Source organism: Pseudoalteromonas sp. J010 (assembly GCF_003934235.1).
Lineage (GTDB): Bacteria > Pseudomonadota > Gammaproteobacteria > Enterobacterales > Alteromonadaceae > Pseudoalteromonas > Pseudoalteromonas peptidolytica.
The window spans coordinates 55,814-82,366 of record NZ_RDBW01000018.1; the positions used below are offsets into that span (position 1 = coordinate 55,814).

Here is a 26,553-nt window from a genome sequence, read left to right on the forward strand (position 1 = left end):
TTGTTCTCTCCCCCCATATAGCTAGCATAATGATTTAGAACACTGCACTAATTGCTTATATTGGAGAGAACAATGTCCGCAGCTCAAAAAGAAACATTAGGCTTTCAAACAGAAGTCAAACAATTACTAAACCTAATGATCCACTCTTTATACTCAAATAAAGAGATCTTTTTACGCGAATTAGTATCTAACGCTTCAGATGCGGCTGACAAACTACGTTACCTTGCATTGCAAAATGGCGACCTTTACGAAGGCGATGCAGAGCTACGTGTTCGCCTTAGCGCTGATAAAGATGCTAAAACCATCACCATTTCAGACAATGGGATTGGTATGACGCGTGATGAAGTGATCAGTTCATTAGGTACTATTGCAAAATCAGGCACAGCCGATTTCTTTAAAAACCTAACGGGCGATCAAGCAAAAGATTCACAATTGATTGGCCAGTTTGGTGTTGGTTTTTACTCAGCATTTATTGTCGCTGATAAGGTGACTGTACGTACTCGTAAAGCTGGCGAGTCTCAAGCGGTTGAGTGGGAATCACAAGGCGAAGGTGACTTTACCATTGCTGAAGTTGAAAAAGCAGAACGTGGTACAGAAATCACACTACACCTACGTGAAGAAGAAAGTGAGTTCCTAGAAACGTATCGTCTACGCGGTATTGTGACTAAATACTCAGACCACATCTCTATTCCGGTAGAACTTTACAAAGACCCAGTTCCTGAGTCAGAAGGTCCTGACGGTGAAAAAATCGAAGCGCAGCCTGGCGAGTGGGAAGCAATTAACAAAGCGACAGCACTTTGGACACGTGACAAATCTGAGATCAGTGAAGAAGAGTATAAAGAATTCTACAAGCACGTTGGTCATGACTGGGAAGAACCGCTTTCATGGGCTCACAATAAAGTAGAAGGTAAAACCGAGTACACTAGCTTACTTTATATCCCTAAAAAAGCGCCATTCGATTTATACAACCGTGAACGTCAGGCCGGTCTTAAACTGTATGTACAGCGTGTATTTATCATGGATGACGCTGAACAGTTTATGCCAAGCTACTTACGTTTCGTTAAAGGTTTATTAGATTCTAACGATTTGCCACTTAACGTATCTCGTGAAATCCTACAAGATAACAAGATCACGCAAGCTATTCGTAAGGGCTGTACGTCTCGTGTACTCAAAATGCTTGAGCGTATGGGCAAAAACAAACCAGAAGACTATCAAACATTCTGGAATGAGTTTGGTAATGTAATTAAAGAAGGCCCAGCAGAAGATTTTGCAAACAAAGAAGCCATTGCAAAATTACTGCGTTTTAGCTCTACACATACAGACGAAAAGACGCAAAATGTGTCGCTTGAACAGTATATTGAGCGCATGAAAGAAGGCCAAGACAAGATCTACTATGTTGTGGCTGACAGCTTTGAAGCAGCGAAAAGCTCTCCTCACCTTGAAATCTTCCGTAAGAAAGGGATTGAAGTGTTGTTATTGAGCGACCGTGTTGATGAGTGGATGATGAGCCACTTGACTGAGTTTGACGAGAAGCAACTTCAATCAATTACTCGTGGTGACTTAGACCTTGGTGATATGGATGATGAAGAAACTAAGAAGGCACATGAGGAAAGTGAAAAAGAAGTTGAAGGTCTAGTTGAACGTGTGAAAACCGTACTTGGTGATAAGGTAAAAGAAGTTCGCTTCACGCATCGTCTAACAGACTCTCCAGCTTGTGTGGTAGCTGATGACAACGACATGAGCTCGCAAATGCAAAAGCTAATGGAGCAAGTGGGCCAAGCTGTTCCTGAGTCTAAGCCTGTATTTGAGCTTAACCCAGAACACCAATTAGTTAAGCACTTAAATAATGAGCAAGACGAAGACAAGTTTGGTCAGTGGGCTGAAGTACTGCTAGACCAAGCTATGTTAGCTGAACGTGGCAGCTTGAAAGACCCGGCAGGCTTCGTTAGCCGTTTGAACAAACTCATGTTAGATCTACAAAAATAGACCACTTAATTAAGCTGAATGCTAACATCTCAGCTTGATGAGGAAAAAGGCCGGACATCTTGATACAGTGTCCGGCCTTTTTAATGTTAATTATAAAGTAGCAGGCTAAAGGGCTTGCAACGCAGATACCGCATCATCATAGTTTGGCTCTTTCGCCAAGTTTTCGACTAGTTGCTTGTAAACTACTTTATGCTCTTTATCGAGTACAAAGATAGCACGGCTAAGTAACCCCATATCTTTGATGAGCAAGCCATAATTCTCACCAAATGAATGCCATACAGCATCAGATAATGTTTTTACTTTGTCGATATTTTCAGCTTTACAAAAGCGCTTTTGTGCAAAAGGGAGGTCAGCGCTGATAGTCAACATGGCGACATCAGGGAATTGACTCGCTACTTTTTCATTGAAATGTTTAGTTTGTAAACTGCATGTACCTGTATCTAGACTTGGTACGACGCTAATTAATACCGCACGATTGCTAAAGTCAGCCAATGTGACCGGAGTAAAGTCAGCATCAGCGACTTTAAAATCAGGTGCAGCTTGACCGGTTTCAACCCCACGACCAAGTAAAACAACGGCTTTACCTTGCGCTTTTACTTTGCCCATATCGACAGTATTTTCAGGTAAATCATAGGCAAAAGATGCCACACTAAACAGGCTACTCGCCAAAACTAACGCTTTGAGCATAAAGTATTCCTTTTGAAGTTAACTTAATTGATTTGAGTGTATTATACTGACAGTAAGGAACCAAGCTTAAGTGACATTTAGATTGTAAAAATGACGTTGTTTTATTAACATGTGTCGCAATTTTAAGCTTTTATCTCATAAATATAATTAAACCTTCCCTGCACATTGCCGATATGCAATGGGAAACAGAAAGAGAGCTTGTATGTCTACATTAGTCCTAATTTGTGACGATTCAAAACTTGCCCGTCGGCAGTTGGCGCGTTCGCTGCCAGATGACTGGGATATTAAAGTGGAATTTGCGGAGAACGGACTTGACTGTATCAAACAAATTAAAGCGCTTTCTCCGGAGATACTCTTCTTAGATTTAAACATGCCGCAAATGGATGGCTATGAAGTGCTGCAAGCGATCAGTGAACAAGATCTCTCCGTGCTTACCGTCGTGGTGTCTGGTGATATTCAGCCTAATGCGCATCAGCGTGTGATTGAGCTGGGGGCGATAGATTTTATCCGTAAGCCCTGTGATGCCGCCAAACTTGCTGAAATCATTGAGCACCATGGTATAAAAGACAAAGCAATCAGAGAAAGTTTGGTTCATAAGCTTGGCGAGCAGATAGACCCTGAAATTCGTGATATCTATCAAGAATTAACGAATGTCGCCATGGGTCAAGCCGGTGATTTGCTAGCGAGGTTACTCAACGTTTTTGTTGAATTACCTATTCCGAATGTCAACGTGTTAGAAGTTAACGAGCTTCATATGGCCTTACAAGCCATAGATGCTAGCGCAACGACATCTGGAGTTTGCCAAGGCTTTATTGGCGGCGGTGTTTCCGGTGAGGCGTTGCTGTTGCTAAATGACTCTAGCTTTAAGGAAATCGCTTCTTTGATGAATTACCATGGGGAGTTGAACACAAAAGTTGAGTTAGAGCTGTTGATGGACATTAGTAATATCTTGATTGGTGCCATTCTTACTGGTTTATCAAAGCAGCTTGATATGCCATTTAGTCAGGGGCATCCAGTGGTGCTCGGGCAGCATTGTGATGTTGCTGAGCTGGTAAAGGCTAACAAAGCAAGGTGGCAACGAACGTTAGCAATAGAGATAAGTTATGGCATTGAAAACCATAATATAAATTGCGATTTGATGCTATTATTCACGGAAGACTCGCTGAAAACCCTAAAATATAAAGTAGCCTACTTATTGGATGATTAACTATGCCAGCAGCCGATTTTGACATGAATGAAATCCATTGGTTAATGGATATGTTTAACACCGTAGATGTTGGCCTCGTGGTGCTCGACCGTGACTACAAGGTATGTATCTGGAATGGCTTTATGGAGAATCATTCAGGATTATTACCAAGCGCTGTAAAAGATAAAGATATATTCGACTTGTTTCCAAGTATTGATGAGCAATGGTTTCGTTCAAAAGCAGAGCCCGTTTTTGTACTTAAAAATCGCTCTTTCACCATTTGGGAGCAGCAACCTTACATATTTCGCTTTAGAAACTATAGGCCAATTACGGGTAAAGCGGACTATATGTATCAAAATGCCACCTTTATTCCACTGACAACCGTCACTGGCGATGTCGGTCATATCTGTGTGATCATTTACGACGTAACTGACGAAGCAATCAATAAACTAGAGCTAGAGTCATTAAATAAACAGTTAGAAAAGATCAGCCGCACGGATAGTCTAACTCAGTTGCATAACCGTGGGTTTTGGGAAGAAACTCTCAAGCAGGAGTTTAAAAGGCTGAAGCGCAGTCAAGGTCAAAGTGCATTGCTAATGTTCGATATTGACCACTTTAAACGCATCAATGATGAATATGGGCATAGCGGAGGGGATGAGGCTATTCGCCACATTTCCGATCTGTTGCGAAAAACCCTCAGAGAAACGGACACCGCAGGACGTTATGGCGGTGAAGAATTTGCAGTTACTTTACTCGATACTGACGTCAAAGGTGCGGTTACATTTGCAGAAAGACTGCGTTCACTAATAGAAAATTCGTCTATTTACTACGATGAGCAACAGATAAAAATTACCGTGAGCCTAGGCGTTGCAGCTTTTAAAGAAACTTTTGACAAGCATGAGCAGTGGATTGAAGCCGCTGATAGCGCACTGTACGTTTCAAAAGAAGGTGGAAGGAATAAGGTAACCGTTTATTCAGAGGAGATGGACGGCGAGTCCTAAGACGAGTCCTAACCTGAGATGCTGCCATAAAAACCAAGACTATGGCGCCTTCTTCGCTATTGGTATCGAGTCGTGAGGTGAAAAGGGAAGGGCAGTTAACACCCTTAGGCTAGAGCAAGATTAAGGCTTAAGGCGAACTTTAAAAAACAAGTAAGTTCACAACATGCTCAGGCCTTGGAGTATAAAGCCAGCTGCTTACCTATTTACCTTTGTCTTTAATAAAACCTAGTGCTCTCTTTATGGAGGTGAAATTAAGTGGTGTTATCGCCTTAAACACACCACTTAATTGAACAAATCGATAAGCCAAGTATCATTCACCTTCGGTTTCTGGACATTGTGCGATTTGCTCTACTTTACCCGTTTCATCAACTTGCTCAAGGCGAACTTTAAACCCCCATAAGCGATAAAGGTGCTTTATCACCTCTTGCTTCGACCCTGCAAGTGGGATCCCCCCCTGTGGGATGTATCTAAGAGTTAGCGATCTATCACCTCTGATATCAACATCGTAGACTTGAATATTTGGTTCATGATTACTCAAATTATACTGTGCAGAAAGTGCGCTGCGGAGCTGCTGATAGCCCATTTCATCATGGATAGCACCAACTTCTAGATGCGGTGATTTTTGCTTGTCAACGATAGTAAAAAGTTTAAAGTCACGCATCAGCTTTGGTGATAAAAATTGACTAATAAAGCTCTCATCTTTAAAGTTTTGCATCGCAAAGTGCAGAGTATCCAGCCAATTGCTTCCTGCAAACTCAGGGAACCATTGTTTATCTTCCTGAGTCGGGTTTTCACAAATACGACGAATATCTACCATCATATTAAAGCCCAATGCGTACGGATTAATACCAGAGTAAAACTTACTGTTGTAAGGGGGCTGGTAAACTACATTGGTATGGCTCTGTAAGAACTCCAACATAAAGGAATCACTCAATTTTCCCTCATCATATAGGTGGTTCAATATGGTGTAATGCCAAAATGTTGCCCAGCCTTCGTTCATAACTTGGGTTTGTCTTTGAGGATAAAAATACTGTGATACTTTACGAACAATACGTATTATTTCACGTTGCCATGACTCAAGTAGTGGGGCATTTTTCTCAATAAAGTATAAGATATTCTCTTGAGGCTCCGTTGGGAAGCGCGGACGGTCGTGTGTTTCTTGATCTTCGCCTTTTGGTATTGTGCGCCAAAGTTCATTAACCTGAGACTGTAAATAGTCTTCACGTTCTTGTTGGCGCTTCTGCTCCTCAAACATAGATATACGTTGTGGACGCTTATAGCGGTCAACGCCGTAGTTCATCAGCGCATGGCAAGAGTCAATCAGGTTTTCTACTTCGTCTATGCCGTACTTTTCTTCGCATTTAGCGACATAATTTTTTGCGAATACTAAATAGTCAATGATAGACGACGCGTCCGTCCATGTCTTGAATAAATAATTACCTTTGAAGAATGAGTTATGCCCATAACAAGCGTGTGCCATAACCAGCGCCTGCATCGGCAAAGTATTTTCTTCCATAAGGTAAGCGATACAGGGATCTGAATTGATCACAATTTCATACGCCAGCCCCATTTGACCGCGTTTGTAAGTTTGTTCTGTTTGAATAAATTTTTTGCCGTAGGACCAATGCGCATAACCAATAGGCATACCGACACTGGAGTACGCATCCATCATTTGTTCGGCCGTGATCACCTCAATTTGATTAGGGTAGGTATCTAGTCTGTAATGCTCTGCTACACGAGCAATTTCTTGATGGTAAGTATCAAGTAAATCAAAAGTCCAATCAGGACCATCGTCTATTGGCTTATAGGTCATCGCACAACCTCCCAAAATTATGCAGCGCTTTGCTTATCTTTGTTCTTTTTGAACAGCTCTCTGAAGATAGGGTAAATATCCTCTACGCTTCGAATGTGTTGCATAGCAAAATTATCAAAGGCATTAGCTACTCCTTGATACTCTCGCCATAGGCTTTGATGCGCCCGGGTTGTTATTTCAATGTAAGCATAATACCGTACAGTTTTGAGCAGTTTACTTGAAAGTATTTGAGTACATTGCGGTGAATCGTCTGCCCAATTGTCGCCATCTGAAGCTTGTGCTGCGTATATATTCCAGTCGCCCTGCGCGTAGCGTTCTTGAATAATCTCATCCATTAGCTTCAGCGCGCTTGAGACGATAGTGCCCCCCGTTTCTTGCGAATAGAAAAATTCTTGCTCGTCCACCTCTTTGGCTTGCGTATGGTGGCGGATATATACCACCTCTATATCTTTATATGTTCGGGTTAAAAACTGATATAGCAAAATATAAAAACGCTTTGCCATATCTTTGGTCGCTTGATCCATAGAACCAGATACGTCCATCAAGCAGAACATAACCGCTTTGCTGGTGGGGTGGGGGCGTCGCTCGTAATTACGAAAACGCAGATCGTAATTGTCGATGAAAGGCACCGCAGCAATTTGTGCTTTCAATATTTCAATACGTTGCTCGATATCAATTATTTTTTGTTGCGGAGGTACCGGCTCAGCTAACAAATTGGCTAATTCCTCTTCTAACTCTTTTAATTCGCGCCTTTTGCTTGATGTCATGGCTATGCGTCGTGCCATAGAGCCTTTTAGACTTCGTACAATGTCTAAGTTGCTTGGCATACCATCGTTACAAAAGCCCGCCCGATGTGTTTTCATTTGCATCAGTTTATCCAACTGACTCTGTTGCAGGTTAGGCAGCTCTAAATCTTCAAACAATAAATCTAAATATTCATCTTTAGAAATAGAGAAAACAAAATCGTCTTGGCCTTCCCCTTGGTCACTTGCCTCGCCCTCACCACCACCTCCTCCCTGACCGGAAGGTGGGCGCTGAATTTTGTCACCTGTAGAAAATTGATCATTACCAGGGTGAATAAGCTCTCTATCTCCCCCCTTACCTTGATGGAAAGTAGGTTCGCTAATGTCTCTTTGTGGAATAGAAATGCTTTCGCCACTTGAGACATCAGTCACACTTCGTTTGTTAATCGCCTCTGATACCGCCTTTTTTATCTGCTTTTTGTAGCGGCGGATAAAACGCTGGCGGTTCAGAGTGCTCTTATTTTTGCCGTTAAGACGGCGATCAATAAAATGCGCCATATAACACCCTCTTTAATGCTTACAAGTTACTGAGACTTTCTTACTCTTAAATACCATTCAGAGAGTAAGCGAACTTGTTTTTGGGTATAGCCTTTGTCAACCATGCGATTGACGAAATCCTCATGCTTCTTCTGGTCTTCAGCCGAGGTTTTTGCATTAAATGAAATAACAGGAAGTAAGTCCTCTGTATTAGAAAACATCTTTTTCTCAATAACGGTTCTTAGCTTTTCATAGCTAGTCCATACCGGATTATCGCCATTATGGTGGGCTCTGGCTCTCAAGACAAAATTGACGATTTCATTTCGAAAATCTTTTGGATTTGAAATACCCGCGGGTTTTTCGATCTTCTCAAGTTCTGCATTTAATGCTGCGCGGTCAAACAACTGGCCAGTGTCTGGATCTCGGTACTCCTGATCTTGGATCCAAAAGTCTGCATAGGTTACATAACGGTCAAATATATTTTGTCCATACTCAGAGTACGATTCTAGGTATGCTGTTTGTAATTCCTTGCCAATAAACTCAACATATTGAGGAATAAGGTAACCTTTCAAGTGGCTCAAGTAACGCTCCTGAACTTCTGCGTTAAATTGCTCTCGCTCTATTTGCTGTTCTAATACGTAAAATAGATGAACTGGGTTCGCCGCAACTTCACTGTGGTCAAAGTTGAAGACGCGTGAAAGTATTTTAAAGGCAAATCGAGTGGAGAGACCGTTCATCCCCTCATCTACTCCCGCATAGTCACGATACTCTTGATAAGACTTAGCTTTGGGATCTGTATCTTTTAAACTCTCTCCATCATACACTCGCATTTTGGAATAAATACTTGAGTTTTCAGGCTCTTTAATCCGCGACAGTGCTGAAAATTTAGCTAAAGTTTCTAGCGTGCCTGGGGCACATGGAGCTTGCCGCAATTCGCTATTTTCTATGAGCTTCTCGTAGATTTTTACCTCTTCTGATACGCGTAGGCAATAAGGCACTTTAACGATATAAACGCGGTCTAAAAACGCTTCGTTATTTTTGTTGTTTTTGAAGGTTTGCCATTCAGATTCGTTAGAATGCGCAAGGATCAGCCCGCTAAAGGGAAGTGCAGAAATACCCTCCGTGCCGTTATAGTTTCCTTCCTGAGTTGCAGTTAATAACGGGTGTAGCACTTTGATGGGGGCTTTAAACATCTCAACAAACTCCATTAACCCCTGGTTTGCAAGGCAGAGTGCACCTGAATATGCGTAGGCATCAGGATCATTTTGAGCAAAGTGTTCAAGTTTACGAATGTCTACTTTACCCACTAGCGCTGAGATGTCTTGGTTGTTTTCATCGCCAGGCTCTGTTTTGGCGATGGCTATTTGGTCAAGTATAGATGGATACCGCTTTACAACAGTGAATTTAGTAATATCACCGTTGTACTCATGTAAGCGTTTGGTAGCCCATGGCGACATAATAGTTTTAATATAGCGGGTAGGGATTCCGTACTCTTTTTCTAACAAGTCAGCGTCTTCTTGAGGACTGAACAGGCAAAGTGGGTGGTCGTTAACTGGTGAGCCTTTTAGCGAATACACCGGTACTTTTTGCATTAAATATTTTAGTTTCTCGGCGATAGAAGACTTACCCCCACCAACAGGACCGAGTAAATAGAGCACCTGCTTACACTCTTCAAGCCCTTGGGCTGCATGTTTGAGGTAAGAGACTATCTGTTCAATAGCGTCTTCCATGCCATAAAACTCGTTAAATGCAGGGTATCTTGCTATTACTCTATTGGAAAACAGTCTACTTAGTCTCGCATCTTTAGATGTGTCAATCATCTCCGGTTCGCCAATCGCCATTAATAGTCGCTCTGGGGCGCTGGCATAGGCTGATTTATCATTTTTACAAATTTCAAGAAATTCCGCGATAGTGTACTCTTCTTCTTGCGCGGCTTCATATCTGGCCTGATAATGTTCAAATATTGTCATAACGACCTCCAGTAAGCTACCTTGTATGGATTGCGGATCATAGATTAGGAAAGGTTACTTAAAGCTTAGTCGTGATATGAATAATACCCAAAAAAAACTAGATTTTTTATGTATTAATGTTGAATTACAGGCGCAAAAAAGGGTGCTTAAGCACCCTCATTATTGCATCAATGATGATAGTTGATGTTAAGCTAGGTTGCTGTTTGCAAAGTCCCAGTTAACAAGTGCCCAGAAACCCTTTAGGTATTCAGGACGGACGTTACGGTAGTCGATATAGTAAGCGTGTTCCCAAAGATCAACAGTGATAATTGGTGTAACACCTTCTTCAGTCAGCGGCGTAGCTGCGTTTGAAGTATTTACGATATCTAAAGAGCCGTCAGCAAGTTGAACTAACCAAGTCCAGCTTGAGCCAAAGTTATTTACCGCTTTGTCATTAAAAGCTTCTTGGAACGCAGCAAATGAGCCCCATTTTGCGTTGATTAGCTCCGCAACTTTACCTGTTGGTTCGCCACCTGCATTTGGTGCTAAGCTGTGCCAGTAGAACGTATGGTTCCAGATTTGAGCAGCATTGTTGAAAACACCACCTTCAGAGCTACAAACGATCTCTTCCAGTGATTTACCTTCGAAGTCAGTACCTTCAATTAAACCATTTAGCTTTACAACATAAGTGTTGTGGTGTTTGCCGTGGTGGAATTCTAACGTCTCTTGAGAGATGTGCGGCTCAAGTGCGTTTAGTGCATAAGGTAGTGACGGTAGTTCAAATGCCATATTAATCTCCATTTTTTTGGTTGATTTGCCAACAACTCATACGAAAGCAAGCTAACATTAGCCCACTTTTCTATACCATTGGCTTTTATAGTGATACTATAATTCCTGACTATTTTACTCAAGTTTTGGCAAACAGCAATGCGTGCCAGTGACTTAATGACTTATAATACACATTCTTTGTGAACCGATGCCGAATAGCAGCCTTCACATGGGCAATAAATAAGCTCAGTTTAGGCGCTATACCGTTGCTTCTAACCTATAGTGTGGCTGGCGTAGTGGTTTACTAATGTGTGTTGTAATAGTGAGTAGCAAGCTAAAGTGCCGATATTAGCGTGCTGTACATAAATATCGGAAAAACGTCATTTTGAGGTAACTAATGGAAACTATTGATAAGATTAAACAACAGATCGAAGAAAACCCAATTATTCTTTATATGAAAGGGTCTCCTAAACTCCCTAACTGTGGTTTTTCTTCGCAAGCATCTCAGGCTTTGATGGCGTGCGGTGAGCAGTTTGCTTATGTAGATATACTACTAAACCCTGATATTCGTGCAGAGCTACCGCATTATGCAAACTGGCCTACCTTTCCACAACTTTGGGTTGAAGGTGAGCTGATTGGTGGTTGTGACATCATTATTGAGATGTTCCAAAAAGGTGAGCTTCAACCACTAATCTCAGAAACAGCTGCTAAATATAAAAAAGATGATGCAGCGGCTGAATAATGTCATACCTGGCAGAGCATAAGCTCTGCCGCCCTAACTTTTCTGGTTAACTTCCTCCCTCTTTGTACTTTTACTCGTTTATTAATCGCCTGCTCCCTTCACTAGACAATTACTCGTTTCAATTTCGATCCAACTTTTGTTTATTTGGTTGACGTGTACGTCAACTAAAACAGGTTTGCCGCTGCATATTTATATAGCCATTCTCACGTAGTGCTTGTTAGCCAGTCTTTGGTTTATAGTAATTGTGTGAATATTTATTCATTTTTTAATCCTGGTTACGTTTACGTAAACGTTTGCTTGTATGGATCTTGTGGCCATTTCACACTTGTTGATACCGGTGTCATTTTGCAAATTTATGTTCAATATTTTCAAAATGATAAATTTTGATTGATTTGGGTAACTTGTATTACCAATGAGAAATATTCAACTTAATGAATATGTATTCATTTTTGTGTTGACTCTACTTTCAATCAAGGCTAATTTTGAGTATCTGCCAGCATTTCGTCGTACCGTCATGAGCTGGCCGTTGTAGCAAGGGGAGGAGTCTATGCTATATGACTCAAAATTAGAAAAAGATAACTGTGGGTTTGGTTTGATTGCGCATGTGAGCGGACAGCCGAGCCATAAACTGATCCGAACAGCCATAACTGGTTTAGACCGTATGCAGCACCGTGGTGGTATTTCTGCCGATGGCAAAACAGGTGATGGGTGTGGATTATTGTTGCAAAAACCAGATAGCTTCTTTCGAGCTATTGCTGCCGAAAATGAGTGGCACATAGGTAAAAACTATGCGGTTGGCATGATATTTTTAAATCAAGATCAAGCGCTAGCAGCAGCGGCAGAAAAAGTCATTTGTGAAGAATTAGAAAAAGAAACATTGACGGTGATTGGTTGGCGTGAAGTACCAACTGATCCATCCATGCTTGGCCCTATTGCCAAAGCACAATTACCTGAGTTTAAGCAAGTTTTTATCGGTGCGCCAGAAGGCTGGCGTCCTAAAGATTTAGAGCGCCGCCTTTATATTGCGAGGCGTCGGATTGAAAAAACGTTGGAGCAGGACGAGCAATTTTATATTTGCAGTTTGTCTGGTTTGGTGACTATCTATAAAGGCTTGATGATGCCAGTGGATTTACCTAACTTCTATTCTGATCTTGCTGACATCCGTATGACGAGCGCTATTTGCGTATTTCACCAACGCTTCTCAACCAATACTCAGCCTCGATGGCCTTTGGCTCAACCATTTCGCTATTTAGCACACAATGGTGAGATCAATACAATTCAAGGCAATCGTCAGTGGGCGCGTGCTCGGGCCTACAAGTTTGCTTCACCGCTATTACCTGATTTACAAACGGCAGCGCCGTTTGTCAATGAGACTGGATCTGATTCCTCTAGCTTAGACAACATGTTAGAGCTGTTTTTAGCGGGTGGGATGGATCTATTTCGAGCAATGCGTATGCTTGTGCCTCCCGCATGGCAGAAAAACCGCGCTATGGATGAAGATCTTCGCGCATTCTATGATTTTAATTCTATGCACATGGAGCCATGGGATGGCCCCGCTGGGATAGTGATGTCAGATGGTCGTTTTGCTGCTTGCAACCTCGACCGTAATGGCCTAAGACCCGCGCGCTATGTGATCACGCAAGATGGGTTTATTACCCTCGCATCTGAAGTGGGCATTTGGGATTATGCACCTGACGAAGTCATTGAAAAAGGCCGTGTAGGACCAGGTGAGTTATTGGTGGTCGATACTTTACATGGCAAGATTTGGCAGTCCGATGAAATCGATCAAGATCTGAAATCCAGACACCCCTATAAGACTTGGCTTGAGCAGAATGTAAAACGGTTAACGCCATTTGAAGCGTTAGATGAGCAAGCATCAGGTAAACGCGATCTAGATGATGAGACCTTGGTAACGTACCAAAAGCAGTTCGGTTACACAAATGAAGAGCTAGATCAAGTTATTCGTGTGATGGGTGAAAATGGCCAAGAAGCAACAGGCTCAATGGGAGATGATACACCTTTTGCTGTTTTGTCTGAGGGGCACCGCTCAATCTTCGATTACTTTAGACAAAAATTTGCGCAAGTTACAAACCCGCCTATAGATCCGCTGCGTGAAAATCATGTTATGTCTTTGGCTACCTGTATTGGCCGAGAGCAAAACGTTTTTAACGAGACTACAGGTCACGCTAAACGCTTACAATTTGCTTCTCCAGTGTTAACGTATTCTGACATGCAGCAATTGCTGCATGCAGATGATGACCATTATTGCGCTTGCAAAATTTCATTAATATATAATGCAGAAGAGTCCTTGCGCGCAGCTATTGAACGAGTTTGTATGGAAGCAACAGAAAAAGCACGTAGTGGTTGCGTTATGTTGGTCTTAACCGACCGAGACATAGCAGCCGGAAAACATATTATACCAGCTGCTATGGCTGTGGGGGCAATACAACAACGTTTGGTCAATGAAAACCTACGTTGTGATGCAAATATCATTGTTGAAACCGGCAGTGTTCGAGATCCCCACCAATTTGCGGTATTACTGGGCTTTGGCGCCACCGCAATTTATCCCTATTTAGCATATGAAACACTGGTTGACATGTGTGACAAGAAGGTCATTCAAAAATCATATCGGGAAGTTACACTGTCATATCGTGGTGCTATAAATAAAGGTTTATACAAAATCATGTCGAAAATGGGGATCAGTACAATTGCATCCTACCGTTGCTCGATGTTATTTGAAGCCGTAGGTTTGTCTGATGAAGTGGTAGAGTTGTGCTTCAACGGCGTTGCAAACCGTATTAAAGGTGCATGCTTTGATGATTTTGCATTAGAACAACAACAGCTAAACAAACTCGCGTTTAGTAAACGCAAGTTATTATCACACGGTGGTTTATTAAAGTACGTACATGGTGGTGAGTACCATGCTTACAATCCAGATGTTGTACAAACATTACAAACAGCGGTGCGTTCGGGAAATTATCAAGACTATATAAAATATGCAGAGCTTGTAAATAATCGCCCCGTCACCAATTTACGAGATATGTTAAAGCTCAAAACGGAACAGCACTCAATTGATATTGAGGAAGTGGAGCCTGCAACAGAGCTTTATAAGCGTTTTGACTCCGCAGCAATGAGTATCGGTGCATTATCACCTGAAGCGCACGAAGCGCTGGCTATTGCTATGAATCGTCTTGGTGGCTGCTCAAATTCTGGTGAGGGGGGCGAAGACAAGCTCCGTTTTGGCACTGAAAAGAATTCCCGCATCAAGCAAGTTGCGTCTGGGCGGTTTGGTGTGACGCCGCATTATTTGCGCTCTGCTGATGTTATTCAAATTAAAGTGGCTCAAGGCGCAAAACCGGGGGAGGGAGGTCAGCTACCAGGTGAAAAGGTGACGCCTTACATCGCGAAACTTCGCTATTCAGTCCCAGGTGTTACTTTGATTTCGCCGCCACCACATCACGATATTTACTCTATTGAAGACTTAGCACAGCTGATTTTTGACCTAAAACAGGTTAATCCAGAGGCGATGATCTCGGTCAAGCTGGTTTCAGAACCAGGTGTCGGCACCATTGCGACTGGTGTTGCCAAGGCATATGCCGACCTTATTACTATAGCGGGCTATGATGGCGGCACAGGGGCAAGTCCACTGACGTCAGTAAAGTATGCAGGTAGTCCTTGGGAACTGGGACTTGCAGAGACTCAACAAGCATTGGTTGAAAATGGTTTACGTCACCGGATCAGACTGCAAACCGACGGTGGTCTAAAAACAGGGTTAGATATTATCAAGGCCGCTATTCTTGGTGCAGAAAGCTTTGGTTTTGGGACAGGTCCTATGGTTGCACTCGGCTGTAAATATCTCAGGATCTGTCATCTTAATAATTGTGCAACGGGTGTTGCAACACAGGATGATACGTTACGTCAAAAACATTATCACGGCCTACCTGAAATGGCGATGAACTACTTTAAGTTTATTGCACAAGAAGCGCGCGAAATTATGGCATCGCTTGGTGTTACTAAATTAACAGACTTAATAGGAAGGACAGATTTACTTGATGTGATTGAAGGGAATACAGCGAAGCAGAAAAAGTTAGATTTAACTCCGTTATTAGCGAAGCCAAATAATCCATCAAATGAAGCTTTATATTGCACACATACTAACCCGTCACACTACAGCGGTGCATTAAACGAAAGCTTGCTTGAGAAGGCGAAATCAGCAATAGATGATATGACTGGTACCTCTTTGGTTAGCCGGATCTCCAATACAGATAGAGCAATTGGTGCGATGCTATCAGGCTATATAGCCAGTAAACATGGTAATCAAGGTATGGCCGCTGATCCGGTAGCTATTGAGCTACATGGTACTGCGGGACAATCTTTTGGAGTTTGGAATGCGGGTGGTCTTGAAATGACGCTGGTGGGAGATGCAAATGACTACGTAGGCAAAGGTATGGCTGGTGGTAAGTTGGTTATTCGCCCGCCGGTTGGCTCTAGTTTTGCTTCACATCAAGCCGCAATTATCGGTAATACCTGTTTGTATGGTGCAACAGGCGGTAAGTTATTTGCAGCAGGTCGCGCTGGAGAGCGCTTTGCGGTGAGAAATTCAGGTGTACAAGCCGTCGTCGAAGGCCTTGGTGATAATGGTTGTGAATACATGACGGGAGGCGTGGTGTGTGTGCTTGGTCAAGTTGGCGTTAACTTTGGCGCAGGTATGACCGGTGGTTTTGCCTACGTACTTGACGAAGAGAGTGATTTTGATAAGCGCATCAACCCTGAGTTGGTCGAGCTGGTCGACCTCAAAGCGCTGGCATCGCACCAAGAGCATCTACGCGGTTTAATTGCAGAGCATTTAGATTTAACCAGTTCAACCCGAGCTGAGCAGATCTTAGCTAATTTTGAGTTGTATTTACCAATGTTTAAACTGGTAAAGCCAAAGTCGAGCGATCTAAATAGTTTACTTGGCCACCGAGCGCGTAGTAGCGCTGAGCTACGAATTCAGGCGCAGTAGGAGAGAGCAATGAGCGAGAACGTTTACCAATTTATCGATGTACAACGTGTAGATCCGCGAAAAAAGCCTATTTCTACACGTAAGCAATCTTTTGTTGAGATCTATGAGCCGTTTTCAGAGCAACAAGTACATTCACAATCAGACCGTTGTTTAGATTGCGGAAACCCTTACTGCGAGTGGAAATGTCCGGTACATAATTACATTCCACAATGGCTTAAACTAATCCGTACAGGCCGGATTATTGAAGCTGCAGAGTTATCTCATCGCACCAACAGTTTGCCCGAGGTATGTGGTCGAGTTTGTCCACAAGATAGACTTTGTGAAGGGTCATGTACACTTAATGAAGAGTTTGGGGCTGTCACTATCGGTAATATTGAAAAGTACATTACTGATACAGCGTTTGCACAAGGCTGGAAACCAGACTTATCCTACGTCACTTGGACAGACAAAAAAGTAGCTATTATTGGGGCAGGGCCTGCAGGGCTCGGTTGTGCTGATATTTTGGTTCGCAATGGTGTCAAAGCCGTAGTTTATGACCGTAACCCTGAAATTGGGGGGTTGTTAACCTTTGGGATCCCGTCATTTAAATTAGAAAAGTCGGTTATGGAAAACCGCCGTGAGATTTTCACTGAAATGGGCGTAGAGTTTAAACTCAACACTGAAGTTGGTCGAGATATCTCAATGGACGAGCTATTGTCACAGTACGATGCGGTATTTTTAGGAGTCGGGACATACCAAAGCATGAAGGGCAATCTGGAAAATGAAGATGCCGATGGTGTTTATGAAGCGCTTCCTTTTTTGATTGGCAATACCAATCGCGTCATGGGCTATGACGAAACACAGCATAGCTATGTAAATATGGCAGGTAAACGTGTTGTTGTGTTAGGTGGCGGTGACACGGCAATGGACTGTGTGAGAACTTCAGTTAGGCAAAACGCACAATCTGTCATTTGCGCATATCGCCGTGATGAAGAGAATATGCCAGGGTCTGTACGTGAGGTGAAAAACGCCAAAGAAGAAGGGGTGAAGTTTAAATTTAACCTGCAACCTGTGGGTATTGAAGTTGACGATACAGGTAAAGTAAGTGGTGTAAAAATGGTCAATACGCAGCTGGGTGAACCCGATGCCAATGGCCGACGACGTGCCGAAATTGTAGCGGGCTCAGAGCACATACTGGAAGCTGATGCCGTGATCATGGCATTTGGTTTTAAACCTCATGACCTTGATTGGTTAGCGCAATATGATGTGGCAATAAATCACTGGGGTGGTATTGTGGCACCGGAAAAAGGTGCATTTACTCATCAAACAAGTAACCCAAAGATTTTTGCTGGTGGTGATGCTGTTCGAGGTTCTGATTTAGTAGTTACTGCTATTTTTGAAGGTAGAAACGCCGCTGAAGGTATTTTGGATTACTTGGAAGTATAAGACCTATTTTGTCTTGGCGCAGCCTCAACCTGAAGGCGTAAATTGGCGGCTAACTCGGTTAAAAGCTCTCTTAGAACAACTAAGTAGCATAATTCTTACCCAGTTAGTTCCAAGCGCTCTCACCCAGAACACTTAATTCAGTAAATAGATATAGCTGACGAAATAACTTTTGTCGTTCATAAACCCCACTTACAGTCATTGTAACTGGGGTTTTTATTTACGTTTTTTAATTAGGCTATTACTCGAAAGCTCAGTAATTTAAGAGATGAATATCAGTGAATTAATACCAAGTACCTTAATTAATCAATCTATTTTTAGGCCAGAAAATCTTATCGATAGCACTGTTGCCTAGTCCTGCTATCTTCGAGGTACCAACATCCATGGAGACAAGACAAAACCTTTGCTCTTTAGTTATTAAAATAAGAAGTTTCCAACACAGCTAGCGTCAGGCTTATTCCCTTAAAACTGAGCAAGTATTAAGCCTAATTTGGTATTATAGTATGGTTTTTTTATAATGCTCACACTATACTCCGTACAAAAAAGAATAGAAAGGAATGAAAAATAACAAATGCAAAAATTCAGAATAACTAAAAACTTGTATCTCTATCAATTTCCACCATTTGAAGGGGATCATGTTGGCTATAATATTTATGCTTTTATTGAAGACAACACGGCTATGCTCCTTGATACCGGATTTGAAGCACATGGAAAAGCTGTTCATGAAGATCTAAACAGCCAAGGTATTAATATTACGCAGGTATTATTCTCTCATTTCCACCCGGATCATATCTCTGGTCTGCCAGCGCTTGCAATGCCAAAACTATATGGAAATCACCATTATAAAAATACACTAAATAAATATATAGATAAAACTAAGCATCATTATTTTGAGGGGCTCAACGAGCTTAATGAAAATTCGGTTTTGCATTTCGGTGAGTTCGATTTTAAATTTGAGTTTATTTCTGGGCATGTGGAGTGTGGTTTGTATACCATCATCAATGATAAATACATCCACGTAGCTGATGATATTATGACGTCAAATAAATCTGAAGCACTTTTGCCAGCTGTTCATATTAGTGGCGCACAAGCACATTTTGACTCTCTTGAAAAATTAAAAAGCTACGCTGAGCTAACGTTACTACTCTCCCATGGAAATCCAATTTCTGGAGCGGAGCAAGTTTTAACCGAAATATCGCAAAGACAAAGTTATCTAAAGGCATTGGCTCAAAGTGAATCACCACTTAGCCTAGAAAACGCTGTAGCCAAATGCACAACTCAGTTTTTACATACAGAGTGGCATAACTACGTATATCGTTAGTCATGCCACACAATGCAAAGTTACCGCTGCACTTATTCTCCAGTTATCTTTATGATAAATCGTTCAAGTCAAAAGTGGCATTCACGCACTTTGTACTTGTAATAGTTCCTTTGCACTCGCTCTTGTTGTATCACTTATTCTATCGCCACCGATTAATCTGGCGATCTCATCGATACGTTCGTTATGTGCCATCGGCGTCATTTTGGTAAAGGTTTCACCATTTTCAACTCGCTTTGCGACAAAAAATTGGTTGTGACCACTGCACGCTACTTGTGGTAAGTGCGTGACGCAGATCACTTGTGTAGACTGGCCAAGTTGGCGCAGTAATTTACCTACTGTTGCCGCTGTCGGCCCAGAGATACCGACGTCCACCTCATCGAAAATCAAAGTAGGGGTGGTGACGCGTGTTGCGATAATAACTTGTATGGCTAGGCTGATCCGCGATAGCTCTCCACCTGAGGCGACTTTCCCCATAGGCTGTAAAGGCTGTCCAGGGTTTGTAGAGACATAAAATTCAATGTGATCATACCCAAGTGGACTCGGCTTTCCACCTAGGTTAGGTGTTAACTGGATCTCAAATTGGCCATCGCCCATTGCAAGTTCTTCCATACTCGCAGAGATACGCTCGTTAAGAGATGCACTGGCCTGCTGGCGACTTTGGCTTAATCCATGAGCAGCTTGGTTGTAGGCGTTAATCGCTTCAGCAATTTCTTCTTCTAGCGCATCGAGTCTTGCGGAGTCAGAGGTAATAGACTCAAGTTCATGTTGCAGTGCTTGGTGATGTTGATAGAGCAACTCAGGCTGAACTTGATGTTTTCTTGCCAAATCTAAGGCTTGTGAAAGTCTATCTTCTAGCTCCTGTAGTCGCATCGGATCTTGCTCGACTGAGTCGGAATAACTGCGGATCTCTCTACTGGCTTCTTCTACTTGAACTGCTGCTTCATCAAGCACTTGCGCAATATTTTCAAGGGTTTTATCAAAGCTGGTAAGTTCAGAAAATACTTGAGCGCTTTGCTGTAGTTGCGATAACACAGTCTGCTCGTCATTTTCATATAGACGAGATAATTCGCGATGGCACTGCTCTAAAATTGTTTGGCTATGACTTAGGCGTGAATGTTCACTCTCAATATCTTCATATTCACCTTCTTGTAAAGCAAACTCATCAAGCTCAGCGACTTGATATTCAAGAAGTTGTTTTTTTGCTGCTTGTGCCTGTTGTGACTTTTGAAGATCGACATATTCTTTTTGTAGCTTGTGATAGTGACTATATTGTCCCTTAACTGCTTGCAAGAGCGTGGTGTGATTAGCATAAGCATCTAGTAACTGTAACTGATATTCAGGCTTCAATAACAACTGATGAGCATGCTGCCCATGAATAGCAATTAGGTGCTGCCCAAGCTCTTTTTGTTGACCAACCGTGACAGGTGAGCCGTTGATATAGCTTTTACTGCGCCCATTTTTACTGATCACTCGACGAAGAATACATTCATTTTCTTCGTTTTCTAGCATATGTTCTGTAAGAAAACGCTTAGCTGCTGGGAGCTGAGACACATCAAACTGAGCTGATATATCGGCTTTTTCACTGCCAGGACGGATTGCTGCAGGATCAGCTCGCTCGCCAAGACAAAGAGAAAGCGCATCAATAGCGATAGATTTACCAGCGCCTGTTTCACCAGTTATTGCGGTCATACCGCAATGCCAGTCGATATTTAGCGCACTAACAATAGCAAAATTTTGAATATTCAGAGCCAAAAGCATACTGTACACCTTAACAAATCATCACTGTTAATTTATACAGTATTTTGGTGTTTAGCAACTTATATCATAAAATTTCTTTCAGATATTAAGCAACACTATTAAGTGTATTCAGCTGAGTGCGCGTTCTTTCATAGCCGGAGCTGATTGTTTTTGTTGCGTCGGTGGTTCTGGCGCTTCCACTGCTGGGTTCTGGATGTTTTCGGCTTCATCATCTTGCAAAGTAGTGGGGGTGTCTGGTGTTTGAATACGTGCAATGAGTGCAGGTAAAATCTCACGATAAAAATCGCGATTATAGGCGATCCCTGCGTTTGGCAACTCTGCAACAAAATATTGTAGCTGTTCGGCAAGTAAATCTATATTGCCGTTTTGTCTGCACTTATTTAACTCGTTCGTGACTGAGTAAATGAATAGTTCACTGACTTTTTCGAGTTGAGCGAGGTTTTCCTCAGAGTGCGGTTGCACAACAAAAAAATTACCGACAATTGCATTGATCTGTGGGGCATATTTGGGCCGCAAGATCTTCGCTTCTACAAACTCTGCTACTTTCTGTTTAAAGTGGTTACTTATTACTTTAAGACGGTCATTAAAGGCCTTTTTTTCAGCTTCACGGGCTTTTCTTCTATTGTTTTCAATCACTAAATACACGGAGAGTATAGTGATAAGCAGCGCTAATGTGAAAAATACAACGTAAGCCATTTTATTATTTTTTACCTAATTTAGAAAATTAACCAAGGTTATTTTGCGTAACTTTATGTACTTAGTAAAGCCTACTGCCCCAATTTAATTTCTGCCTAAGAACATTGTAGTAGGAGTAACACTTAGGATGGATAAGTCTAAGCTTTTTCTCTGCTTTTTTTATAACCACTTCATCTCCGGGCAAGACTGCAAGTACTACATGGCTATCACAACTTACCTGTAAGCTATCGGTATTTTCCAAGCTCAACTTTAATTTAACTTCTTTGTCAGCATCAACAACAAGTGGCCGGCTAGACAGTGTATGTGGAAACATGGGAACCAATGACATGGCATTAAGCTCGGGTGTTAAAATAGGCCCGCCACCGGATAATGAGTAAGCCGTCGACCCAGTTGGTGTGGATACTATCAGACCATCGGAACGTTGAGAAAACACAAAATCATCGTCGATGAAGGCTTCAAACTCAATCATGTGCGCGACTTTGTCAGCATGAAGCACCGCCTCATTCATTGCTAAATTTGCACTTTTGAGTTGGTCATGCCTGTATACGGAAACTTCTAATAAAAACCTGGACTCTTCAATAAATTGACCACTTAGTACCGCCTCTAACTGCGCTTCAAACCCTTCGGGGTTGAGATCAGTTAAAAAACCGAGGTTTCCTCTATTCACCCCTATCACAGCAACATCAAAGCGAGCAAGTACCCTTGCTGCACCTAACATATTACCGTCGCCACCTACAACAATTGCCAAATCGCAGCGTTTTCCTAATTCAACTAATTCGACAACACACGTTTCATCTAGGGTTTTAATCTGATCAGCGACACGATCTTCAACGAGTACTTCATATCCTAATGCTTGCAAAAAAGTATAAAGTCGTTGTAAGGTCGTTCCCGCACCCTCATGGTTGGGTTTGCCAATTAAGCCGATAGTGTTAAACGTGGTCGTCATTCAGTCATTTGTCCTTGATATTTTTATAGCAAGATTATCTTAAAAGCGTAGTGCTTGAAACTGACAATTGACACCCATATTAAAATATTTATGAAACTGAATCCTAGAGATGAACAAATTCTGTGCGCGGTTATGCGTCATTACTGTAATGGTGATGGCCAACCTGTTGCATCAAGCAAAATTGCACAGCAAGATGGGCTTTCTATTTGCTCTGCTACTGTACGCAATTCGATGGCACGCCTTGAAAATAAGGGCTTATTATATTCACCGCATACTTCAGCTGGACGCGTACCGACGGATCAAGGGGTAAAATTTTGGTTACAAGAGTTTTTCCCACTGACTGACGTGGCTGTACATTGGCAACCTGACCAGTCAGCGATTGTTTCGTTTGCCCATTTACTAAGCCAAAACTTTCAGGTCTGTTGCTGTGTTGGTTTACCACAAGTTAGCAGCAAGCAGATGTTTCGTGTAGAAGTACTCGATTTTGATCGCAAAAATTGGTTGGTGCTGTTAATAGACAGGGCTGGGCAGTCTCACAATATTTGTATTGATAAACCCGTTGATGACTCCGACGCGCTGCGTTATCAGTTTGCGGCGTGGATGAATACCGTGTTTAGCCAACAGAACTTGGTTGAAGGACTGCATCGGATGCGGGCGATGGCACATAGTGCGCCACCAAGCTGTCATCATATTTTGGCACAGTGGACAAAGCAATTGAGTCAGCAACTGGGCTCTGACAACGCAATTGTTGTAGGCGAGCGTTATTTATATAACCGCCTAGAACTGGATAAAGAAATTAACATTGGCGTTGGTTTTTTAGAGCAGGTTGAAGATCGCTTAGCATTTAAAGATGGCGTATCGGTATTATTGGGGGAGGAGCTGAGTATGCTTGATTTAGGTCGGGTAGTTGTACTAAGTGTGCCCTATTTTTCTAAAGGACAATATCAAAGTCGTTTCTGCGCGATTTGTCCCGCAGACTCGAAGATTGAGGCAATCTTAACTGAATTCAAAAAATTGCCTCAGTAAAGGGTTGAAACTCTCATTTCAATCCCCATAATTACGGCAGTTGTAAAGAATCGGAGAATAATCACATGTCTGAGCAGACAAAAGCCACAGAGCAAGAGCTTGATCAAGAACAAACGCAAGTGGAAGCAGAAACGGTTGAAGCACAAGAGCAACAATCAGAACAAGCTGAAAATGTGAGTGAGTTGAGCCCAGAAGAAGAAATTGCTGGCTTGTATGCGCAGCTAGAAACGGCTAAGCAGACCATTGACTCGCAAAAAGACAGCGTAGTTCGCGCCGCAGCAGAGCTAGAAAATGTACGCCGTCGTGCAGCTCAAGATGTTGAAAAAGCGCATAAGTTCGCACTTGAAAAATTCTCAAATGAACTGCTACCCGTCATTGATAACCTAGAGCGTGCGATAGAATTTTCTGATAAAGAAAATGACACGCTTAAGCCTGTGTTGGAAGGTATCGATATGACGATTAAATCTTTTGCTGATGCGTTGGCAAAGTTTGGCGTTGAGGCTGTAAACCCTCAAGGTGAAGCGTTCAACCCCGAATTACATCAAGCTATGTCTATTCAGCCAAGTAACGACGTTTCGCCAAATACTGTGCTAGCCGTGATGCAAAAAGGCTACACTCTAAATGGCCGTTTATTGCGTCCTGCTATGGTGATGGTATCTAAAGCGGCTGAGTAAACCTCGGATCCGCTTACAATACCAAAGTCGGCTTAATACTTGAGGATAAAAGTGAGCGACTTATAAGAGGCTACCAAAATGGGTGGCCTTTTTTATGTTCAGTGACTGAGGGTAAGAACGTGCGGATACCAATTTGACTTAATACTTGATCAATTTGAAGGAGTAAATCTGACGCTAACAGCGTTAAAAATTTCTTATTTAGAACAACTAAATAGCGAAATTTTTGCCTGGTTATCGACAAGATTTTCTCGCCTCAAAATAGACCACTTAATTAAGAAAATTGGTATTAGCGCTAAATGTAGCCGATTATGCTATTTGATGTCGTGCTACCATTGGCAGCGTTTTACCTTTGCAAACCATGAACTCGAAAAAGATTTTTCTGTTATCGGTTGGGGAGCGATGATATCAACACTTAGCTCCTTCGCTAAATAACGATGTACCAGTATTTTTACCTTATCACTCTCTAATTGTGTATAAGCGACTTGCAGTTCATCTCTTGTTGCTTGACTGATAATTTCTCCTTCTAATTGACGATAGCGTGCTTCTAGCCATTGTAACCACGCTTGTTTTGCCACATTTGGAAAAGCATTAGTTAGTGTTGAAGTTGGCCCTTGTAGTCGTTCGTAATTGACAATATGTTTTTGAATTAGAATGACAAACATAAGATTGATCCCTGCGGATATTTGTCCAGCTCGTTTATCAATAGCCTGATAGCCAAGTAGCGCACTGCGAAAATACTGCTCAGCCTCTGGTACTTTTCCCTGATCTAACGCCAAACTCCCTAAATTGCTCTCCAACATTGCAAGGATAGGAGTTTGTTTCAGTTCAATGGCAAGCTGACGTGCTTTGTGATAAATGTTACGGGCTTTTTGATAACGATTTTGGTTGCGTGCAAGTAGTGCGATACTGTTCATCAAAGATAATCTTTGGCGATCGTTTTTTGCATACTTATACGCGCACTCTAAACTCATTTCAGCGTCCTGCAAGTATTCTTGGTGTCGTAACCAAATCCCCAGAGCACTCAGCACAGTAGGAAGGTTTGCTTTGAATGTCACTGTATGTGAATGAGCGAAAACAGCGTTGATTGAATCATAAAGGCGGTCTTGCTGATTAGTTGGAACTGATGCACGAGCATTTAGTAAATGCCATTGAATATAAAGGTCAACAGGAGCGGTTGACAAGCCTTCTAGGCTATCCAAAATGACTAGAGAGTGAGCTGGATTAACGGTTAAATAGTCCTTAGCTTCATCTAGTTTTTGTGCAAACTGCGTCGAGTCATCAGCTAGAGCTGCTTTTATCATACAAATCAGCCAAAGAATGAAAACAATCGAGCGTCGCAAATCCGCCTCGCAGTACCGTAGTCGATATAATAAATGTAGTCGCTTGCAGTAACATGTGGCAAGCCGAGTTTGGCTATTTGCTGATGTTACGTAGTAGAATGGGGTGTAAATATTGAGCGAAAGCGATTTCTCAATCGTCATGGCTTCGCTCAATATCTCTGGTTGTTCAATTGATATTATAAAGTGCCGCTTTTCGTATCGAACATAAATAAAGCATGTAGCTCAGTTTGCTTCGCATTAATGAGTTGATTGATCGTACTTAACTCATCTGAGGTGATGGTTTTTTTACTAAGCATATAACGCACTGGTGTGCTAAAGGCATCAACATTTGCATAGACAATACCCGTATAACCAGAAGATCTGATCAAATGATTACCAGCCAACTTATCTTCAATTGCATAATCGACTCTACCAATCCGCAGTAAGTCAAAGCGCCGGGTCGCATTTGGGAGGCGGATAACCTGCTCGTTGTTGTGGTTTTGAGTCAACGTTGTAAAGGTATCACCGTAGTAGCTGCCATTATTGATGGCAAAGGTATTGTCTGTAAGTAGAAGCGACTCGATATGCATATCGGTTCTTGGGTTTTCTTTTAGTTGGAATAACGCCATGATCTCTTGACGATATGCTGTAGTAAAGTGGGCATATTTTACTCGATCTGGGGTTTGAGTTGCGGCAACGAGTAAGTCGATATTACCAGCTTTGATCTCTGCAAACATTCTCGCTGATGAAGGATAAATTATGTATTTAAGGCAATACGCTGGGCGAGTAAAAATGTTGTTTAATGCTGATATCTCAAGACCAGATAAGGTATTGTCTTGGTGCTCAATATAGGGTGGCCAATAAATTTCATTTAAACCAACACGTAACGTCTTACTACAGGTTGCAATGACTTCAAATGCGCTGCAAAAAAGTAACAAACTAAGTAGGATATAACTTGTATATGGCATTAGCGA

Annotated in this window: 19 protein-coding genes; 9 read left to right on the forward strand and 10 right to left on the reverse strand. The window is 42.1% G+C overall.

Annotated elements, in window-relative coordinates; all coding sequences use genetic code 11:
- Nucleotides 1–72 precede the first annotated feature (72 nt).
- Nucleotides 73–1,986, forward strand: a complete 1,914-nt coding sequence (htpG, locus tag EAG18_RS11155; RefSeq protein WP_125252456.1) for a molecular chaperone HtpG — start codon at nucleotides 73–75, stop codon at nucleotides 1,984–1,986.
- Nucleotides 1,987–2,091: 105 nt separating this feature from the next.
- Here htpG and tpx read toward each other — a convergent pair whose 3' ends face one another.
- Nucleotides 2,092–2,673, reverse strand: a complete 582-nt coding sequence (gene tpx, locus EAG18_RS11160; RefSeq protein ID WP_125252457.1) for a thiol peroxidase — start codon at nucleotides 2,671–2,673, stop codon at nucleotides 2,092–2,094.
- Nucleotides 2,674–2,875: 202 nt separating this feature from the next.
- Between tpx and EAG18_RS11165 the strand changes: the two genes are divergently transcribed.
- Both EAG18_RS11165 and EAG18_RS11170 read left to right on the forward strand, forming a co-directional pair.
- Complete coding sequence (locus EAG18_RS11165) at nucleotides 2,876–3,880, forward strand: response regulator (RefSeq protein ID WP_125252458.1); 1,005 nt, start codon at nucleotides 2,876–2,878, stop codon at nucleotides 3,878–3,880.
- 2 nt (nucleotides 3,881–3,882) lie between these two features.
- Nucleotides 3,883–4,860 (forward strand): diguanylate cyclase, encoded by a 978-nt coding sequence (locus EAG18_RS11170; protein ID WP_125252459.1) that lies wholly within the window; start codon nucleotides 3,883–3,885, stop codon nucleotides 4,858–4,860.
- A gap of 310 nt (nucleotides 4,861–5,170) precedes the next feature.
- On the opposite strand, the gene EAG18_RS11175 is transcribed toward EAG18_RS11170, so the two are convergent.
- From EAG18_RS11175 to EAG18_RS11190, 4 genes are all read right to left on the reverse strand, one after another.
- Nucleotides 5,171–6,673: a SpoVR family protein gene (locus EAG18_RS11175; RefSeq protein ID WP_125252460.1), complete on the reverse strand. Its 1,503-nt coding sequence runs from the start codon at nucleotides 6,671–6,673 to the stop codon at nucleotides 5,171–5,173.
- Between the two features lie 17 nt (nucleotides 6,674–6,690).
- On the reverse strand, nucleotides 6,691–7,974 hold the full coding sequence (locus EAG18_RS11180; RefSeq protein WP_125252461.1) for a YeaH/YhbH family protein: 1,284 nt from the start codon (nucleotides 7,972–7,974) through the stop codon (nucleotides 6,691–6,693).
- Between the two features lie 26 nt (nucleotides 7,975–8,000).
- A complete protein-coding gene (locus EAG18_RS11185) occupies nucleotides 8,001–9,923 on the reverse strand; it encodes a PrkA family serine protein kinase (RefSeq protein WP_125252462.1) in 1,923 nt (640 codons plus the stop codon).
- 186 nt (nucleotides 9,924–10,109) lie between these two features.
- Nucleotides 10,110–10,691, reverse strand: coding sequence for a Fe-Mn family superoxide dismutase (locus EAG18_RS11190; RefSeq protein WP_125252463.1), 582 nt, complete (start codon nucleotides 10,689–10,691; stop codon nucleotides 10,110–10,112).
- Between the two features lie 376 nt (nucleotides 10,692–11,067).
- On the opposite strand from EAG18_RS11190, the gene EAG18_RS11195 reads away from it, so the two are divergent.
- The 4 genes from EAG18_RS11195 to EAG18_RS11210 all read left to right on the forward strand — a co-directional run bounded on the left by EAG18_RS11195 (nucleotide 11,068) and on the right by EAG18_RS11210 (nucleotide 19,160).
- Nucleotides 11,068–11,412 (forward strand): Grx4 family monothiol glutaredoxin, encoded by a 345-nt coding sequence (locus EAG18_RS11195; protein ID WP_125252464.1) that lies wholly within the window; start codon nucleotides 11,068–11,070, stop codon nucleotides 11,410–11,412.
- A gap of 547 nt (nucleotides 11,413–11,959) precedes the next feature.
- Complete coding sequence (gene gltB, locus EAG18_RS11200; RefSeq protein ID WP_125252465.1) at nucleotides 11,960–16,417, forward strand: glutamate synthase large subunit; 4,458 nt, start codon at nucleotides 11,960–11,962, stop codon at nucleotides 16,415–16,417.
- A 9-nt stretch (nucleotides 16,418–16,426) separates the two neighbouring features.
- The gene (locus EAG18_RS11205; RefSeq protein ID WP_125252466.1) at nucleotides 16,427–17,842 is read left to right on the forward strand and encodes an FAD-dependent oxidoreductase; all 1,416 of its coding nucleotides are present in this window, start codon (nucleotides 16,427–16,429) and stop codon (nucleotides 17,840–17,842) included.
- Between the two features lie 568 nt (nucleotides 17,843–18,410).
- A complete protein-coding gene (locus tag EAG18_RS11210; RefSeq protein ID WP_125252467.1) occupies nucleotides 18,411–19,160 on the forward strand; it encodes an MBL fold metallo-hydrolase in 750 nt (249 codons plus the stop codon).
- Between the two features lie 81 nt (nucleotides 19,161–19,241).
- Here EAG18_RS11210 and recN read toward each other — a convergent pair whose 3' ends face one another.
- From recN to nadK, 3 genes are all read right to left on the reverse strand, one after another.
- Entirely contained in the window at nucleotides 19,242–20,918 is a 1,677-nt protein-coding gene (gene recN, locus EAG18_RS11215) for a DNA repair protein RecN (protein WP_125252468.1), read from the reverse strand.
- 108 nt (nucleotides 20,919–21,026) lie between these two features.
- A complete protein-coding gene (locus tag EAG18_RS11220; RefSeq protein WP_125252469.1) occupies nucleotides 21,027–21,614 on the reverse strand; it encodes a hypothetical protein in 588 nt (195 codons plus the stop codon).
- Nucleotides 21,615–21,675: 61 nt separating this feature from the next.
- Nucleotides 21,676–22,560, reverse strand: a complete 885-nt coding sequence (gene nadK / locus EAG18_RS11225; RefSeq protein ID WP_125252470.1) for an NAD(+) kinase — start codon at nucleotides 22,558–22,560, stop codon at nucleotides 21,676–21,678.
- Nucleotides 22,561–22,650: 90 nt separating this feature from the next.
- Here nadK and EAG18_RS11230 point away from each other — a divergent pair, with 90 nt between their 5' ends.
- Entirely contained in the window at nucleotides 22,651–23,586 is a 936-nt protein-coding gene (locus tag EAG18_RS11230; protein WP_176032324.1) for an HrcA family transcriptional regulator, read from the forward strand.
- Between the two features lie 65 nt (nucleotides 23,587–23,651).
- On the forward strand, nucleotides 23,652–24,260 hold the full coding sequence (gene grpE, locus EAG18_RS11235) for a nucleotide exchange factor GrpE (protein WP_125252472.1): 609 nt from the start codon (nucleotides 23,652–23,654) through the stop codon (nucleotides 24,258–24,260).
- Nucleotides 24,261–24,586: 326 nt separating this feature from the next.
- Here grpE and EAG18_RS11240 read toward each other — a convergent pair whose 3' ends face one another.
- Nucleotides 24,587–25,600: a tetratricopeptide repeat protein gene (locus EAG18_RS11240; RefSeq protein WP_125252516.1), complete on the reverse strand. Its 1,014-nt coding sequence runs from the start codon at nucleotides 25,598–25,600 to the stop codon at nucleotides 24,587–24,589.
- A gap of 176 nt (nucleotides 25,601–25,776) precedes the next feature.
- Nucleotides 25,777–26,547: a transporter substrate-binding domain-containing protein gene (locus EAG18_RS11245; protein WP_125252473.1), complete on the reverse strand. Its 771-nt coding sequence runs from the start codon at nucleotides 26,545–26,547 to the stop codon at nucleotides 25,777–25,779.
- Between the last annotated feature and the right edge of the window lie 6 nt (nucleotides 26,548–26,553).